This window comes from Geomonas terrae (assembly GCF_004791675.1).
In the GTDB taxonomy this organism is placed as follows: domain Bacteria; phylum Desulfobacterota; class Desulfuromonadia; order Geobacterales; family Geobacteraceae; genus Geomonas; species Geomonas edaphica.
Map to the genome: position 1 here is coordinate 290,094 of NZ_SRSC01000001.1, position 12,139 is coordinate 302,232.

A 12,139-nucleotide genomic window follows, 5' to 3' on the forward strand; every position below is an offset into this window, starting at 1 on the left:
CTCCTGCGCTACGCATGGACAACCAAGGTCGCGCCGATATAATGTGCCAGTTTTCATGCCCTTCACGCAGATTACGCCGGAGGTACCCCATGCTCAGTTGGAAGAACCACGCCATCCGCTTCCTCGTCTGCTTCACCCTTGCCCCCCTACCCTCTCCCGCTTGCACCCCCGACACGCCTTACGCCAACTCGACCGTCGGCGAGGACGGTGAGCTCTACCTCGCCGATTACGACAGCGGGACCATCTACAGGGTCGGGGTTCGTTGATCGTTGAGCGGCGGCCAAATTTCCCATTGATTAAAGGTTATATCAGGTTATAATAATGGAAGTTGTCTGGCAACCAAAGGCTGTTAAACAGCTCAAAAAGATCGGCGACCGCTCCGTGCAGCAGAGGATAGTCTTGGCTGCCCGGAGTCTCGTAGATCTTTCTTCCTGTCAAAACGTCAAGCAACTTGCCGGTCACAAGTACACGCACAGGATGCGGGTGGGAGACTGGCGCGTGCTACTTAACGTGCAGGAGGAAATCGGCATCGTCAGTATAGAGGAGATCAAAAACGCGATGAGCGAACCTACTGAATATCAAATCATAGAGCATGGAGGCCAACCAGCTTTCGTGCTGGTGCCATGGGAAGAGTTCCAGCGCATTCGCCCTATGTTGGAGGCTGAAAAAGCCCAGGGCTTAGGCATCCCCCAGTCCGTTGTCGAAGCTCACGTGCTGCACGACATGTCTCTGATAAGGGCCTGGCGGGAAGAACTGGGCCTGAAACAGGAGGACCTCGCAAAGCGACTGAATGTCTCGCAAGCCGCGGTTGCGAAGTTCGAGCATTCTACCGCACGCCCACGGCTGGCAACCCTTAGAAAGATAGCCGCTGCTCTGGGGATCACATTGGAACAACTGCATCTTTGAACCATCTTTTTTGGAGTTATAAATGTCCTTGCGCAGTCTTCGCATCCTTGCAGCGGTCGCCGGCAAAGGGAGTTTCGCCGCCGCCGCGGAACAGATGGGGTTAACCCAGTCCGCCGTAAGCCTCCAGATCAGGAACCTGGAGGAGGAATTCGGCGTGCAGCTCTTCGAACGGACCGGACGCAGCCCCAAACTCAACATGAACGGCAAACTGGTCGTGGAGCGCGTCCGCGAGATGCTCGACATCTACGACGGGATCAAGGCGGACCTCGCGCCCTCGGGCGCTATCAAGGGGGTGCTGACGCTGGGGGCGGTCCCCACCGTGCTCACGGGTCCCCTCCCGGCGGTACTCGGGCGGCTGCGCAAAACGCACGAGGAGATGCAGGTGCGCCTGGTCTCGAGCCTGTCGGCAGAGCTCGTGCGCCAGGTCGAAGAGGGGGATCTCGACGCGGCGCTCACCACCGAGCCCCCCTTCGCCATCCCGCCGCACTGCCGGTGGCAGGCGTACGACGAGGAGCCCTTCTTCGTGGTCGCCCCGCAGGGAGCTGCCGCCGCCACGGTACAGGAACTCTTCGAGACCTACCCCTTCGTCCGCTTCGACAAGACCGCATGGGCCGGGGCCCTCGTCGATGCCCAGTTGCTGGCGCAAGGGATAAAACCGCGCGAGGTGATGGAGTTCGACTCCCTGGAGGCGGCGATCAGCCTCGTGGAACAGGGGCTCGGCATCGCCGTCGTGCCGTTGAACCGGCGGCGCCTCGAGACGGCACAGGGGCATTTCAGCCTCGCCCCGTTCGGAACCCCGCAGTTGACCAGGCGGGTCGGGATGTACCAGAAACTACGTCACCCGCGTCTGGCGCTCACACAACTGGTGCTGGACGAACTCGCAACGGAGTGCCGACCCTCAAGAAATACTCAAGTTTAACGCAAGAATTATCAACTTTTGCCAAACTGTCCCCCATGTTACTCTCACCTCACCGAAGTAAAGGAGAGTAGCATGGCAACCATCATCACCGCCCTCACACCGGTTCTCTCGCTGATCCTCGTCGGCTTCCTGATCAGGCGCAGCGGGTTTCTACCCTCCTCGTTCTGGCCCTCCGCAGAAAGGCTCACCTACTTCCTGCTCATGCCGGCCGCGCTCATCCACAGCCTCGCGGGTAAGAAGATCGGGACGCTCCCCTGGCTCAACATCCTGCTCACCGTCGAGGGGGTCATCGTCGCCAGTGCCCTGCTGGTCGTTATCTGGGGAGCCGCCAACCGGCGCATGGGAGGTGGCGTCTTCACATCGCTTTTCCAGGGAGGGGTGCGTTTCAACACCTTCGTCGCCCTGGCACTCGCCGAGAGCCTGTTCGGCAAGGACGGTCTATTCCTCGCGGCCCTCGGCGCCGGCTTCATGATCGTGCTCATCAACGTGCTCTGCGTCTCGGCCTTCTCGCTCACCGTCGGCAACAGTGCCGGCATCGATTTCAAGCGGCTCGTACGGGATCTGACACGCAATCCCCTCATCATCGCATGCGTGGCAGGTATTGCCCTCAACGCCACCGGACTCAAGCTTCCCGCCGCGCTGGACGGGACCCTTCTTTTGGCCGGAAAGGCGGCCTTCCCGCTCGGGCTCATGGCCGTAGGCGCCGCCTACCGCGCCGGGAACCTCGCGTTGCACTGGCAGCCGCTCGTCGCAAGCTGCACCATCCAGTTCCTTTGCAAGCCGTTGGTCGCCTGGCAGCTCGCCTCGGCGACCGGCCTGTCCGGCACCGCCGCAGGGGTCGTGCTGCTTCTTTTCAGCGTCCCCACCTCACCGGCCTCCTACATACTCTCGCGGCAGATGGGAGGCGACCATGACAGCATGGCGGCCATCATCACCGCCCAGACCTGCCTCTCCTTCCTGACGCTCCCGCTCACCATCTGGATACTGGTCTAGCCAGACACCTCTCTTGAAGAACAAACAAATGTGTTGCCATACGAGATGCTTTCAGGTTATGCAGCCATGGGGTGATCAAGATGGACATATACAATGAGCACTGCCTGCCACACCTCACCAACTGCGTCTGCGGCATGAAGCCGCTGGCACGTCAGCGGGCGCTGATCGTCCCTCAGGCGCAAGGCAACGTCCTGGAAGTGGGGATGGGAACGGCGCTGAACCTGCGGTTTTACGACAAGGATAAGGTCACCCGCGTCTGGGGTCTGGAGCCGTCCCCGGGGATGCGCAGGGTGGCGGCGGAAAACGTTAAGCGCAGCGGAATTCAGGTGGAATGGCTGGATCTGCCGGCGGCGCGGATCCCGCTTGGCGACGCGACAGTAGACACGGTACTGCTCACGTTCACCCTGTGCAGTATCGCAGACTGGCGGGGAGCATTGGCCGAAATGCGGCGCGTGCTCAAGGTGCAGGGTAGGCTATTGTTCTGCGAACACGGCGCGGCACCGGACGCATCGATCCTTAAGTGGCAGAAGCGGATCACACCATGGTGGAAACACGCGGCCGGTGGATGCCACCTGGACCGCCCCATCCCGACGCTTCTTGAGACCGGCGGCTTCAGCATCCTGGAGATGGACGAGGATTATATGGGTGGCGTGCCAAGGATTGCAGGGTACACCTATCGCGGCAGCGCCGCTAAGCGCTGAACAAAGCAAGGGGAACCGCCTGTCTCAGTTCTCCGCTCTCAGCTTTTTGTGAACCAACTGGAGCTTTCGGCTCAGATCGGTTAGGCGGTACGGCTTCTGGATGAATCCCGTCAGGCCCCACCCGGTGAACCTCTGGGTGATTTCCTGTTCGCTGAAGCCGCTGGACAAGAGGACCTGCACCCCCGGATCAAGGGAGCGCAGCACGCGCAGCGCCTGCTCCCCGTCCATATGCGGCATGGTGAGGTCAAGGATGACGCACGTGATGTCGTCCTTTTGCCGCTGGAAGATTTCTATGGCGGCAGCCCCGTCCTCCGCAGTCAACACCTGGTAGCCCAGGGTTTCCAGCATCTCCGTCCCGAGACTGCGGATGGTCTCCTCGTCATCTACTAAAAGAACGGTCCCGGTGCCGGTCGGCGCAGGGAGTGCTTCCTGCGCTTGCGGCTGCGGCCGCGCATCTCCCGAGACGGCCGGGATGAAGACGGTGAAGCTTGACCCTTCGCCCGGCTTGCTGCGGACCTCTATGGTACCGTTATGCCCACGCACGATGCCGAGGACAGCCGCCATTCCGAGGCCGCGCCCGGTGAACTTGGTGGTGAAAAAGGGATCGAATATCTTCGCAACGGTTTCGGGGGCCATGCCGCACCCGTTGTCGGAAACCTCGAGGTAGACGTACAGCCCCTCCTGGAGTCTGTCGTTTAGCCACAGCTGCGAGAGCGTTACGGCGTCGCACCGCCGCGCGCCGGTCTTGATCGAGATGACGCCGTTTTTGTCGCCGATCGCTTCGGAGGCGTTGATGACAAGGTTCATGACCACCTGGCGGATCTGCGTCGCATCGACTTCCACCAGGGGGAGATCCTCGGCAAGCTCAAGGTGCATCTCCACCTTCTTAGAAATGGAGACATCCAGCATGTGCCTCATTTCCTCGACGAGAGCGTTGACGTTGACCTCCTCGATGAGAAAGCTCCCCTTGCCGGAATAAGCCAGCATCTGCTGGGCCAGGTCGGCCGCCCGTTGCGACGATTTTTCTATGTTCTGCAGGTTCCCGCGTACGGGAGATTCCTGCGTGAGCCTGAGCAGAGCCAGTTCCGCGTTCCCCATGATCGCCATCAGGATGTTGTTGAAATCGTGGGCGATCCCCCCCGCCAAAACGCCCAGGCTCTCCAGTTTCTGGACGTGCAGCATCTGGGCTTCCATCCTTTTCTTGTCCTCGGTCAGCCGCCTTTCATCGGTCACATCGCGCCCTACCACGAGGAGATGCTTCTTGCCCTTGATCATGAGCCGGGAAAGCACGTACGACATGGCGATGTCCTTGCCGAAGCTCGTATGCAGCTCTACCTCGTGAACACGCGCGATGCCGTCGCCGAGAACCGTTTCAGCCGCCTCCAACAGACCGCTTTCCCGCCAGGACTGCAATAAGCGGAAGTTCTGCTGCTGCATCTGCTCCACATCCCCACCCGCGATGTCCGCAGTCGCCTGGTTCAGCAGGATACATTTGCCTGATTCACCGTCAAAGATGCGGATGCCCATGGGCGAGTACTGCAGGAGCGATTCGAAAAGCAGTAACGTCTCCTGACGCTGCTCCTCGCTCTTCATCTGCTCGGTGATGTCCCTTGTGATGCCGAGCAGCGATACGATCTCTCCGCGATCGTTGCGGAAGGGGACCGCATGGGTGTCGAGCCAGACGCGCCTTCCCTTGAGCCCCGAGGTCTGAAATACCAGGTTGCCAGGGATGCCGCGGAACACGCTACGGGTCAGTTCCTTGAAAGCTTCCTTGAACTCGGGGGTGATCAGGTCAAAGACGCACTGTCCCTCTACCTGCGCTAAGGAGTCGGCATCGATCATGTTCAGCCCCGCGCGGTTCATCATCTGCAGGCGCCCCTCGGAGTCGAGCAACTTGACGCATTCGGGTTCGGTCTCGATGATGGTGTTCTTGAAGGTCTCGCTGCGCGCGAGCGCGTCCTCCCTGGCACGCAGCTGTTCCGCCATGGCGTCGAAGGTGCGGGCGAGCCCCCCAAGCTCACCCCCATGCACCAGGTCGGATACCTTCATACCCGTCTCCCCATCGGCCAGCCGCCTGGAGGCTTCCTCGAGGATCTTGATGCGGTCGCCCAGACAGCGCTTGCCGATGAAGATGGCCGCAAGGCACGCTAAGAGCAGAAACGACGACAGCAAAGTCATGCTGTAGGCAAGCGAGCGGTCTGCGTTGCGCGTGGCGGCCTCGATCGGTATTCCGGCGGTGACGTACATGTAAGGGGTGTTTTCGCCGGGAAGCCAAAGCTTGAGGTAGGAGATGATGCGCTTGTCCCCCTGGAGCCCGCCTCTGATGTGGGTCCCACGGTCGGGGCCCTCCTGGAGTTTCTTGAAGGCATCTGCGGGGTAGTGTTTGCCGAGGTAGTGTTCCGGGTCTATCCCCCTGGCGAGGATGACCCCCTTGTGGTCCAGTATCACGAAGCTGGTCCCTACCGGCAGGTGCATCTGCTGCAGCAGGGACCGGTAGTTCTCGATATTGAGGGTAACGCTGATGACGCCGACCACGGCCCCTTTCTCGTCCTTGAGCGGGTAGCCGAGGTTGAAGATGGGCCTCGTCGTGATCCTGCTTACCACGTACTCGCCCGAGGAAAGTCTGCCACTGGCCAAGGCGGCTTTGAAAAAGCGGCGGTCTGAGGTGATCAGTTGCTGGCGCATCGGCATGGCGGTTGCCCAGACCCGTCCCTGCCGATCCGCAACGATGATGTTGCCGTACATCGGGTTCAACTTGCGCAGCTCTTTTAGGATCGGCTCGACCCGAGCCGCGTCACGCGCCTTTACCTCGGGGAGTTGCGCCAGCGAGGTCATGAGTTGCTCAGCCGCCACCATGAGGTTGCGCTGTTCGGCACCGATCCTTTCGGTAACACGCAGCGTCTCCTTCCCGGCGTCGTCTATCATGGCGTTGCGGAACTGTATCCCGGAGTAAATGATGACGCCCGCAGCCGGCAGGGCAACGACGAAGGTGATAAGCAGCAGCAGGAAACGGGTGGAAAGTGTGGAAGAACGAGTCATGTGACATCTCTCGGCGCACAGTTGTTACCGAAACATCGGCAAAATGCTGTGTTAGCTTAGCAGAAATCGACTCGACCCTGAACGTGACAATCCGAATACAGAACTGCCAGTTGTCACATCGTCACGTTTTTTAGTAATGAGAGACGTTGTGCCTGCTGTGCAAGTTGGGTTTGCCAGTGGCCAAGTCTCCACGAAAGACTTGAAGTGCAGCCGAAGATTAAGGGGGGGGGCTTTTTATCTGGTAACCGCGCGTGAGGGACTGGACTTGCCGGCGGGGAATCCTGCCTTTGCAACCAACCTGACACCGCCCGCTTCCAATTTCTGCGCGATGCCCTTCTCCTCCCTCGCCTTGTCCATCCAACCTTTCATCGCATAGGCCTCGGCCAGGTTGTAGTGGTAGTCCGCGTCGTAACGGTTGATGCGAACGGCCAAGGTAAAAGAGTCGATGGCCTGGTCCAGCATCCCCTTCATGCCGTAATCGATCCCGAGATTGCCGGCAGCCTCGGCGTAGTCCGGCCTCAAATCGAGTGCTCTCTGGTAGCACCGTATTGCCTCGTCGGCGTTTTCTCCTAAATCGGCAAGCACCCCGAGGTTGTAATGGGCCCGGGCATTGCCGGGGTTACGATTCAAAACAGCACGGAACTGCTGGTTGGCCTCTGCCTCCCGCCCGAGTTTAAGATAGGTTTCTCCGAGGTTTATATAGGCGTCGAAGTAGTCCGGGTTGCAGCCGATCGATGCCTGAAACTCCGCGGCGCCCTGTTCCAACGCCCCCCGTTTAACCAGCGTGACGCCGAGATTGTTGTGGGCGGCGGCATGATCGTGGTTACTCTCCAAGACCTTCCGGTACAAAACAGAGGCCCCTTCCACGTCCCCCTTTTGTTCGAAAACGAAGCCCAGGTTCAAGGTGGCGTCGATATATGCGGGATCCAGACGCAGCGCTTCACGATACGCAGCCTCGGCCTGCCCCAGCATCCCCTTTTTCAAAAAGGCCGTGCCGATGTTGTTGTGGAGCTCCGCGAAGTCCGGACGGGCTTTGATCGCGGCTTGGTACTGCTCCAGCGCCTCGTCATACTTCCCCTGCGCGTTGAACGCATTGCCCAGGTTGTTATGGGGACGGAACTTGCCAGGCGACTTGGCCACGGCGTCGCTCCAAAGGGAAACCGCGTCACCCCAGACAACGTTTCGCTGCAAGGTAGCAACGGTCAAGGCCACGGACACTACCGCAGTGCCTGCCACGCACCATCTGGAGGAGGCTTTCGGCAAAAGCAGCGGCAGCAGTGAGGCGATGGTGAAGAAGGCGCCCACGGAAGGGAGATAGAGGCGATGCTCGAATATGACATCCGAGATGGGTATGACGCTTGATTCGACGCTCAAGGTGATGAAAAACCAGAGGATGCCGAAGGCGGCCGGACGGCTCCAGGGGAGCGCCGAAGAGTCAGCGGCGGAAACCTCGCGGCGTATGGGGAGCACATAGAGCCAGACCGCCCCGGCGATGAGGGCGCAAAGAAGCAGAAGGGAAAGAAATACGTCTGGCGCAAGCAGGGAGTGTCGGACCGGGTAATCGTAGTCCAGGTTCTGCCGAACCGGGAGAACCAGCAGCCTCAGGTAGGTGACGATGACGCGGAATTGGGTGAGCAGGTAATCGCCCCTGGTAATCACCTGGGACTGTCGGGTCATTTCGCTCACGTCCGAGAGAATCTCTCCCAGAGGTTTCCCGCTACCAAGCATGCCGATCGGGACGACGGCTAGCAAGGGGAGCATCACCGCCGCGAGGGACATGATTTTTTTGCGGCTCAAAGTGCCGAAAAAAGAGACCTCGTAGGCCAGCGCCACGAGTGGCAGCGTCACGGCGATCTCCTTTGTCCGCATGGCGAGCACGGCAAAAAGTATGGCCGTCACTGAAAAAGCGACCGTCCCCACCCGCAAGCCGGGCCTATCCTCCCATAGCAGCCGGGCGCGACCGTAGCAGATAAGCGCCGACAGGTAAAAAAGGGTGGCAAGGGAGGCGAGTCTCTGGACGATGTAAGTCACCGCCTGCGTCTGTACCGGATGAACAAGGAACAAAAGCGCGCTCAGAAAGGGGAACCAGAGTGCGAAAAAGGGTGCGATGCGGCGCTTAGCGAAGAAAGGGGTGCGCAGGGTAATGAAAGCCAGGAAGTAAACCGCCCAGCCGTTGAGGATGTGGACGACGAGATTTACCGCATGATAGCCGGTGGTATCGAGCCCGCCGAACGCGTAGTTTAAAGCGAAGGAGAGGTAGCCGAAAAAGCGCCTTGGATTGTAGGCGTAGCCGGCGCCGGAGAGGAATTTGTCGAGGTCCTTCACGACCGGGTTGTTGACGATGGAGGATTCGTCGTCGAAAACGAAGGGACCATGGAAGGTGTTGGCGTAGGCGAGACAGGCCATAAGCGCCAGCAACAGCAGATGCCCCAGGCGCGACTGCGCCAGGCCTTGCGATGCGGAAGCAGAAGTAATGTTTTCTTCTTTCAAGACCGACGATCGTTTCATGCCATCCCTCTTCGCTCGCAGTCCGACCATCTCCCGTACGGACCACACGATCTTTTCCCCCGAGCGGATAAGAGTTCCCGGCATGGGGCGCCCTCAGCAGGCACCCAAACATATGGTAAATGTGATTAAGTGTAAATTAAATTTGCGCTATGAGCTGAGGTGAGGGGCGACATATGATCCGCCCGTCACTGAAGAGATGCGGGCTGTTCACAAGAGGGAGGGAGAAACCATCGCCTGAGGTAAGGGCTCCGGTCTCCGGTCAGAGCGAGGACTGCGCGTGGATGGCGACTCCGCTGGGCCGGAGGGGCGCAACCTCCGATACTCCTCACTGGCTTTTTTTACCTGCCTCATCACGCTCGCCGAACGCAGGGTGAAGACGGTGTCCACGGGTACCCCCCCGCTTTCCAGTACCTTGGCCGTCCAGGTGTTGCAGGTATGGGTGATGAGGTAATACCCTTCCGCCTTGAAGAACCTGTCTTCGCCGCGCGGTCCACCCTTCAGGGGGTAGGGGCGACCTGCCGCGTCGAATTGGAAACTGGCCCGCAACTTATCTTTCAGGTGTTTCAAGCCGGCTTCCGAAAGCTTGAGCTCGACCACTTCGCCTCCTCGGTACTGCTCCGGCGGGGCGGCCGGCATGGAGAAGACGTGCATGACGCTCGGATTTCTCCAGAAGACCGCCTTCAAGAAGATGGCCGGCGTCACCTTGTCGGCTTGGTAGAAGTCCGCCTCTCCCCAGCCGAACTCGTAGTAGCGCCCCGGCCGAAGGTGTTCCCTCAAGAACCCCAGCTCGTCCCCCAGGTCCTCGCTCGATAGAGCGATCCCGGCGTGCCATCCGTGTGCTATCACGTATATCGAGCGTTCCTCACCCCGCGTCGCAGGCAGGTAGTCCCATTTCTTGCCGGAGGCGCACCCGGCGAGCGCCGCCACAAGCGGAAGAAGCAGCACGATCAGCCATTTCCGTCCCCACGCCGCCCGCAGCCTGGCAAGCACCGTTTGCATGGCCCCTCGCTTTTCCATGTGGACCTCCCGGAGTTTCCTGCAGCCCCGGAGATCTTACCAAGCCACCCCCATCCGTCAAAGCAGACACGCCACCATCACCGCAACCCGGCTTTCTTGAAGGCCTCATGTCGCAGTTGCGTGATCGATCTAAAGAAGTTCCTGTTCTGCCCTACCCTCCGATTGGTTGCCGCTACAGGTATCAGGTAAACCTTTCTCAGCTCGCGCAGCATCCACTCGCTCCTTAGGCAGAGCAGGAGCCCGGCAAAGGGCGCAGACAACAGGGCGGTCCCGAAGATGAGACCGACGACGCCGACGGTGTAATAGGAGAGGGCTGCGTGACTGGAAGCGAGTTTCACCCACTGGAGGAACTGAACGACTTCGTAGATTACCGCGACCGTGATACCGGACCAGGCCCCTTCGACCAGCCGACGCAAGCCTCCCTTCCTGAGCTTCCAGAACTGGTAGGCAGCCCAGAGCAGATGGATTCCTGCGACGGTGACGGTCCATGGGATGAACCCCAGATCAAAGAACACGGACAGCTTCGACACCGGGACCAGGTACGGCTCCGACAGTACCGCCTGCCAATCGGTACCGTAGTACTTCATGAGCCCGGTGATTCCGTAGAGAAGAGCTGCCGCACCGACCGCCATCACGAGCCAGGCGGTTATCTCGACTATCTCCGGTGGAGGTGCTCCTTCTTCCAAGGTCAGAGGCGGCGGTTCCGGTGTTGCCGGGATAGCTGAGGACTCCACGTGGGGATTGCCATAAACCTTTGGGGCGGCAGGGTCCTCCCGCTCTTCAACCAGTTCGCCGCGGTGCCTTTTTTCGTCGAGGATCCGCGAACCCTCCATGGCAAGAAACTGCGGATTGAGCCCCTGCAACAGCAGAAACTGCCCCGGGTCCAGCTTTACGGCGACTCCTTCCGTCACCTCCTGCATCTCGAACTCGAAAGTTCCCTTGGTCCAGGTAAAGAGGGAATAGACCACCTTCTCGATCTGGTCGCGCACCACGTTCTCGATCGCGTCGGCGCTGACCCCGAAGCGCTCGACCATGATGGTGCCAAGAAGCCGCCGGTACCCTTCGTCCGCCTGTGCGCTCAGAGCGAGGTTCAGGGTGCTTCGGTCGATGACGCCCTTACGTATCAGCAGCTCGCCCATGTTCTGTCTAAAGACGGTTGAACTCGCCCTGGTGACGTAGCCATTCTGGAAAATGATGCTGGCCTCGCGCCCCAGACTTTTCAGTGACAGCACGCCGGACTTTCGGCTCAAGCTGACGATCTGCATGATCTCACCGAGTCCCAGATCGTCGATGTTGCCAACAAGACTCATGGTTTTAGCCTCTCATATGAAGGATTAGGTAATGCGAGAAAGGGGGAGTCAGATGGAGCCGAGAACGGCATCAGCCCCCTTCGCATCGGGAATTGCTCCATAAAAAAAGCCGGGGCCAGAATATCTTGAGATATTTCGGCGACCCGGCTGTCTCTATGAGACCCAGTAGGCTTTCCGTCCCATCCTCGCGGATGGTTTAGTATTGTCGTTATCCGGCTTTAATTGTATTGGCTTGGGGCGCACGATAGCCCAAGCAGCCTGCCGCGTCAAGAGTAAACGATGAGAACCTTTGACCAAGAAGCCCAAAGTATGTTCTTTACCTTTTCACCATTCTGATGCACAGGAAATTCCGCAGCGGCCTCTCTCTCCACGGCCCAGCGCGCCCAAAGAATGATCCTTTACGGTGGAGAAGTGGTGCACTGCGTCAGATGAATCATCCATAGCGATGGAAAAGTCATACACGCCGGTATATTAATGATCCATCGCGATGGGTAACACGAATATCGCGATTGATAACACGTGCACCGCGGCAGAAAAGTCGTATACCGCGGTAGATTAATCATACATTACGAAGGATAAGTCATGCACTGCGGTAGATTAATCATACACCGCGATAGAAAAGTCATCCATCGCGGCAGATTAATCATCTATCGCGATGGATGACACGAATACCACGGTTGATAACACGTGCACCACGATGGAAAAGTCATACACCCCGGTATATTAATCATCCGTCGCGATGGATG

Annotated in this window: 9 protein-coding genes and 1 riboswitch; of the genes, 5 read left to right on the top strand and 4 right to left on the bottom strand. The window is 59.3% G+C overall.

Annotated elements, in window-relative coordinates:
• Window positions 1-89: 89 nt before the first annotated feature.
• The 5 genes from E4633_RS20400 (at window position 90) to E4633_RS01305 (ending at window position 3,519) form a co-directional block, all read left to right on the top strand.
• The gene (locus E4633_RS20400; protein ID WP_162604912.1) at window positions 90-266 is read left to right on the top strand and encodes a hypothetical protein; all 177 of its coding nucleotides are present in this window, start codon (window positions 90-92) and stop codon (window positions 264-266) included.
• 55 nt (window positions 267-321) lie between these two features.
• Window positions 322-906, top strand: coding sequence for a helix-turn-helix domain-containing protein (locus tag E4633_RS20480; protein ID WP_198419369.1), 585 nt, complete (start codon window positions 322-324; stop codon window positions 904-906).
• 22 nt (window positions 907-928) lie between these two features.
• Window positions 929-1,825 carry a LysR family transcriptional regulator gene (locus tag E4633_RS01295; RefSeq protein ID WP_135868470.1) on the top strand — a complete coding sequence of 299 codons (897 nt, stop codon included), beginning with the start codon at window positions 929-931 and terminating at the stop codon, window positions 1,823-1,825.
• A 72-nt stretch (window positions 1,826-1,897) separates the two neighbouring features.
• On the top strand, window positions 1,898-2,818 hold the full coding sequence (locus tag E4633_RS01300; RefSeq protein WP_135868471.1) for an AEC family transporter: 921 nt from the start codon (window positions 1,898-1,900) through the stop codon (window positions 2,816-2,818).
• A gap of 80 nt (window positions 2,819-2,898) precedes the next feature.
• Window positions 2,899-3,519: a class I SAM-dependent methyltransferase gene (locus E4633_RS01305; protein ID WP_135868472.1), complete on the top strand. Its 621-nt coding sequence runs from the start codon at window positions 2,899-2,901 to the stop codon at window positions 3,517-3,519.
• 24 nt (window positions 3,520-3,543) lie between these two features.
• Here the strand turns inward: E4633_RS01305 and E4633_RS01310 are convergent, their stop codons facing one another.
• The 4 genes from E4633_RS01310 to E4633_RS01325 all read right to left on the bottom strand — a co-directional run bounded on the left by E4633_RS01310 (window position 3,544) and on the right by E4633_RS01325 (window position 11,393).
• A complete protein-coding gene (locus E4633_RS01310) occupies window positions 3,544-6,558 on the bottom strand; it encodes a response regulator (protein ID WP_135868473.1) in 3,015 nt (1,004 codons plus the stop codon).
• Window positions 6,559-6,792: 234 nt separating this feature from the next.
• Window positions 6,793-9,066 carry a tetratricopeptide repeat protein gene (locus tag E4633_RS01315; protein ID WP_162604921.1) on the bottom strand — a complete coding sequence of 758 codons (2,274 nt, stop codon included), beginning with the start codon at window positions 9,064-9,066 and terminating at the stop codon, window positions 6,793-6,795.
• 207 nt (window positions 9,067-9,273) lie between these two features.
• Window positions 9,274-10,083 carry a DUF2459 domain-containing protein gene (locus tag E4633_RS01320; RefSeq protein WP_198419370.1) on the bottom strand — a complete coding sequence of 270 codons (810 nt, stop codon included), beginning with the start codon at window positions 10,081-10,083 and terminating at the stop codon, window positions 9,274-9,276.
• 77 nt (window positions 10,084-10,160) lie between these two features.
• The gene (locus tag E4633_RS01325) at window positions 10,161-11,393 is read right to left on the bottom strand and encodes a DUF4388 domain-containing protein (protein WP_135868475.1); all 1,233 of its coding nucleotides are present in this window, start codon (window positions 11,391-11,393) and stop codon (window positions 10,161-10,163) included.
• Window positions 11,394-11,527: 134 nt separating this feature from the next.
• A riboswitch (cyclic di-GMP riboswitch) is annotated at window positions 11,528-11,604 on the bottom strand.
• Between the last annotated feature and the right edge of the window lie 535 nt (window positions 11,605-12,139).

What these genes read in the sequence shown, in the direction of transcription:
- E4633_RS20400 (WP_162604912.1), top strand. Translation starts at nt 90, where the DNA reads ATGCTCAGTTGGAAGAACCACGCCATCCGCTTCCTCGTCTGCTTCACC.
- E4633_RS20480 (WP_198419369.1), top strand. Translation starts at nt 322, where the DNA reads ATGGAAGTTGTCTGGCAACCAAAGGCTGTTAAACAGCTCAAAAAGATC.
- E4633_RS01295 (WP_135868470.1), top strand. Translation starts at nt 929, where the DNA reads ATGTCCTTGCGCAGTCTTCGCATCCTTGCAGCGGTCGCCGGCAAAGGG.
- E4633_RS01300 (WP_135868471.1), top strand. Translation starts at nt 1,898, where the DNA reads ATGGCAACCATCATCACCGCCCTCACACCGGTTCTCTCGCTGATCCTC.
- E4633_RS01305 (WP_135868472.1), top strand. Translation starts at nt 2,899, where the DNA reads ATGGACATATACAATGAGCACTGCCTGCCACACCTCACCAACTGCGTC.
- E4633_RS01310 (WP_135868473.1), bottom strand. Translation starts at nt 6,558, where the DNA reads ATGACTCGTTCTTCCACACTTTCCACCCGTTTCCTGCTGCTGCTTATC.
- E4633_RS01315 (WP_162604921.1), bottom strand. Translation starts at nt 9,066, where the DNA reads ATGAAACGATCGTCGGTCTTGAAAGAAGAAAACATTACTTCTGCTTCC.
- E4633_RS01320 (WP_198419370.1), bottom strand. Translation starts at nt 10,083, where the DNA reads ATGGAAAAGCGAGGGGCCATGCAAACGGTGCTTGCCAGGCTGCGGGCG.
- E4633_RS01325 (WP_135868475.1), bottom strand. Translation starts at nt 11,393, where the DNA reads ATGAGTCTTGTTGGCAACATCGACGATCTGGGACTCGGTGAGATCATG.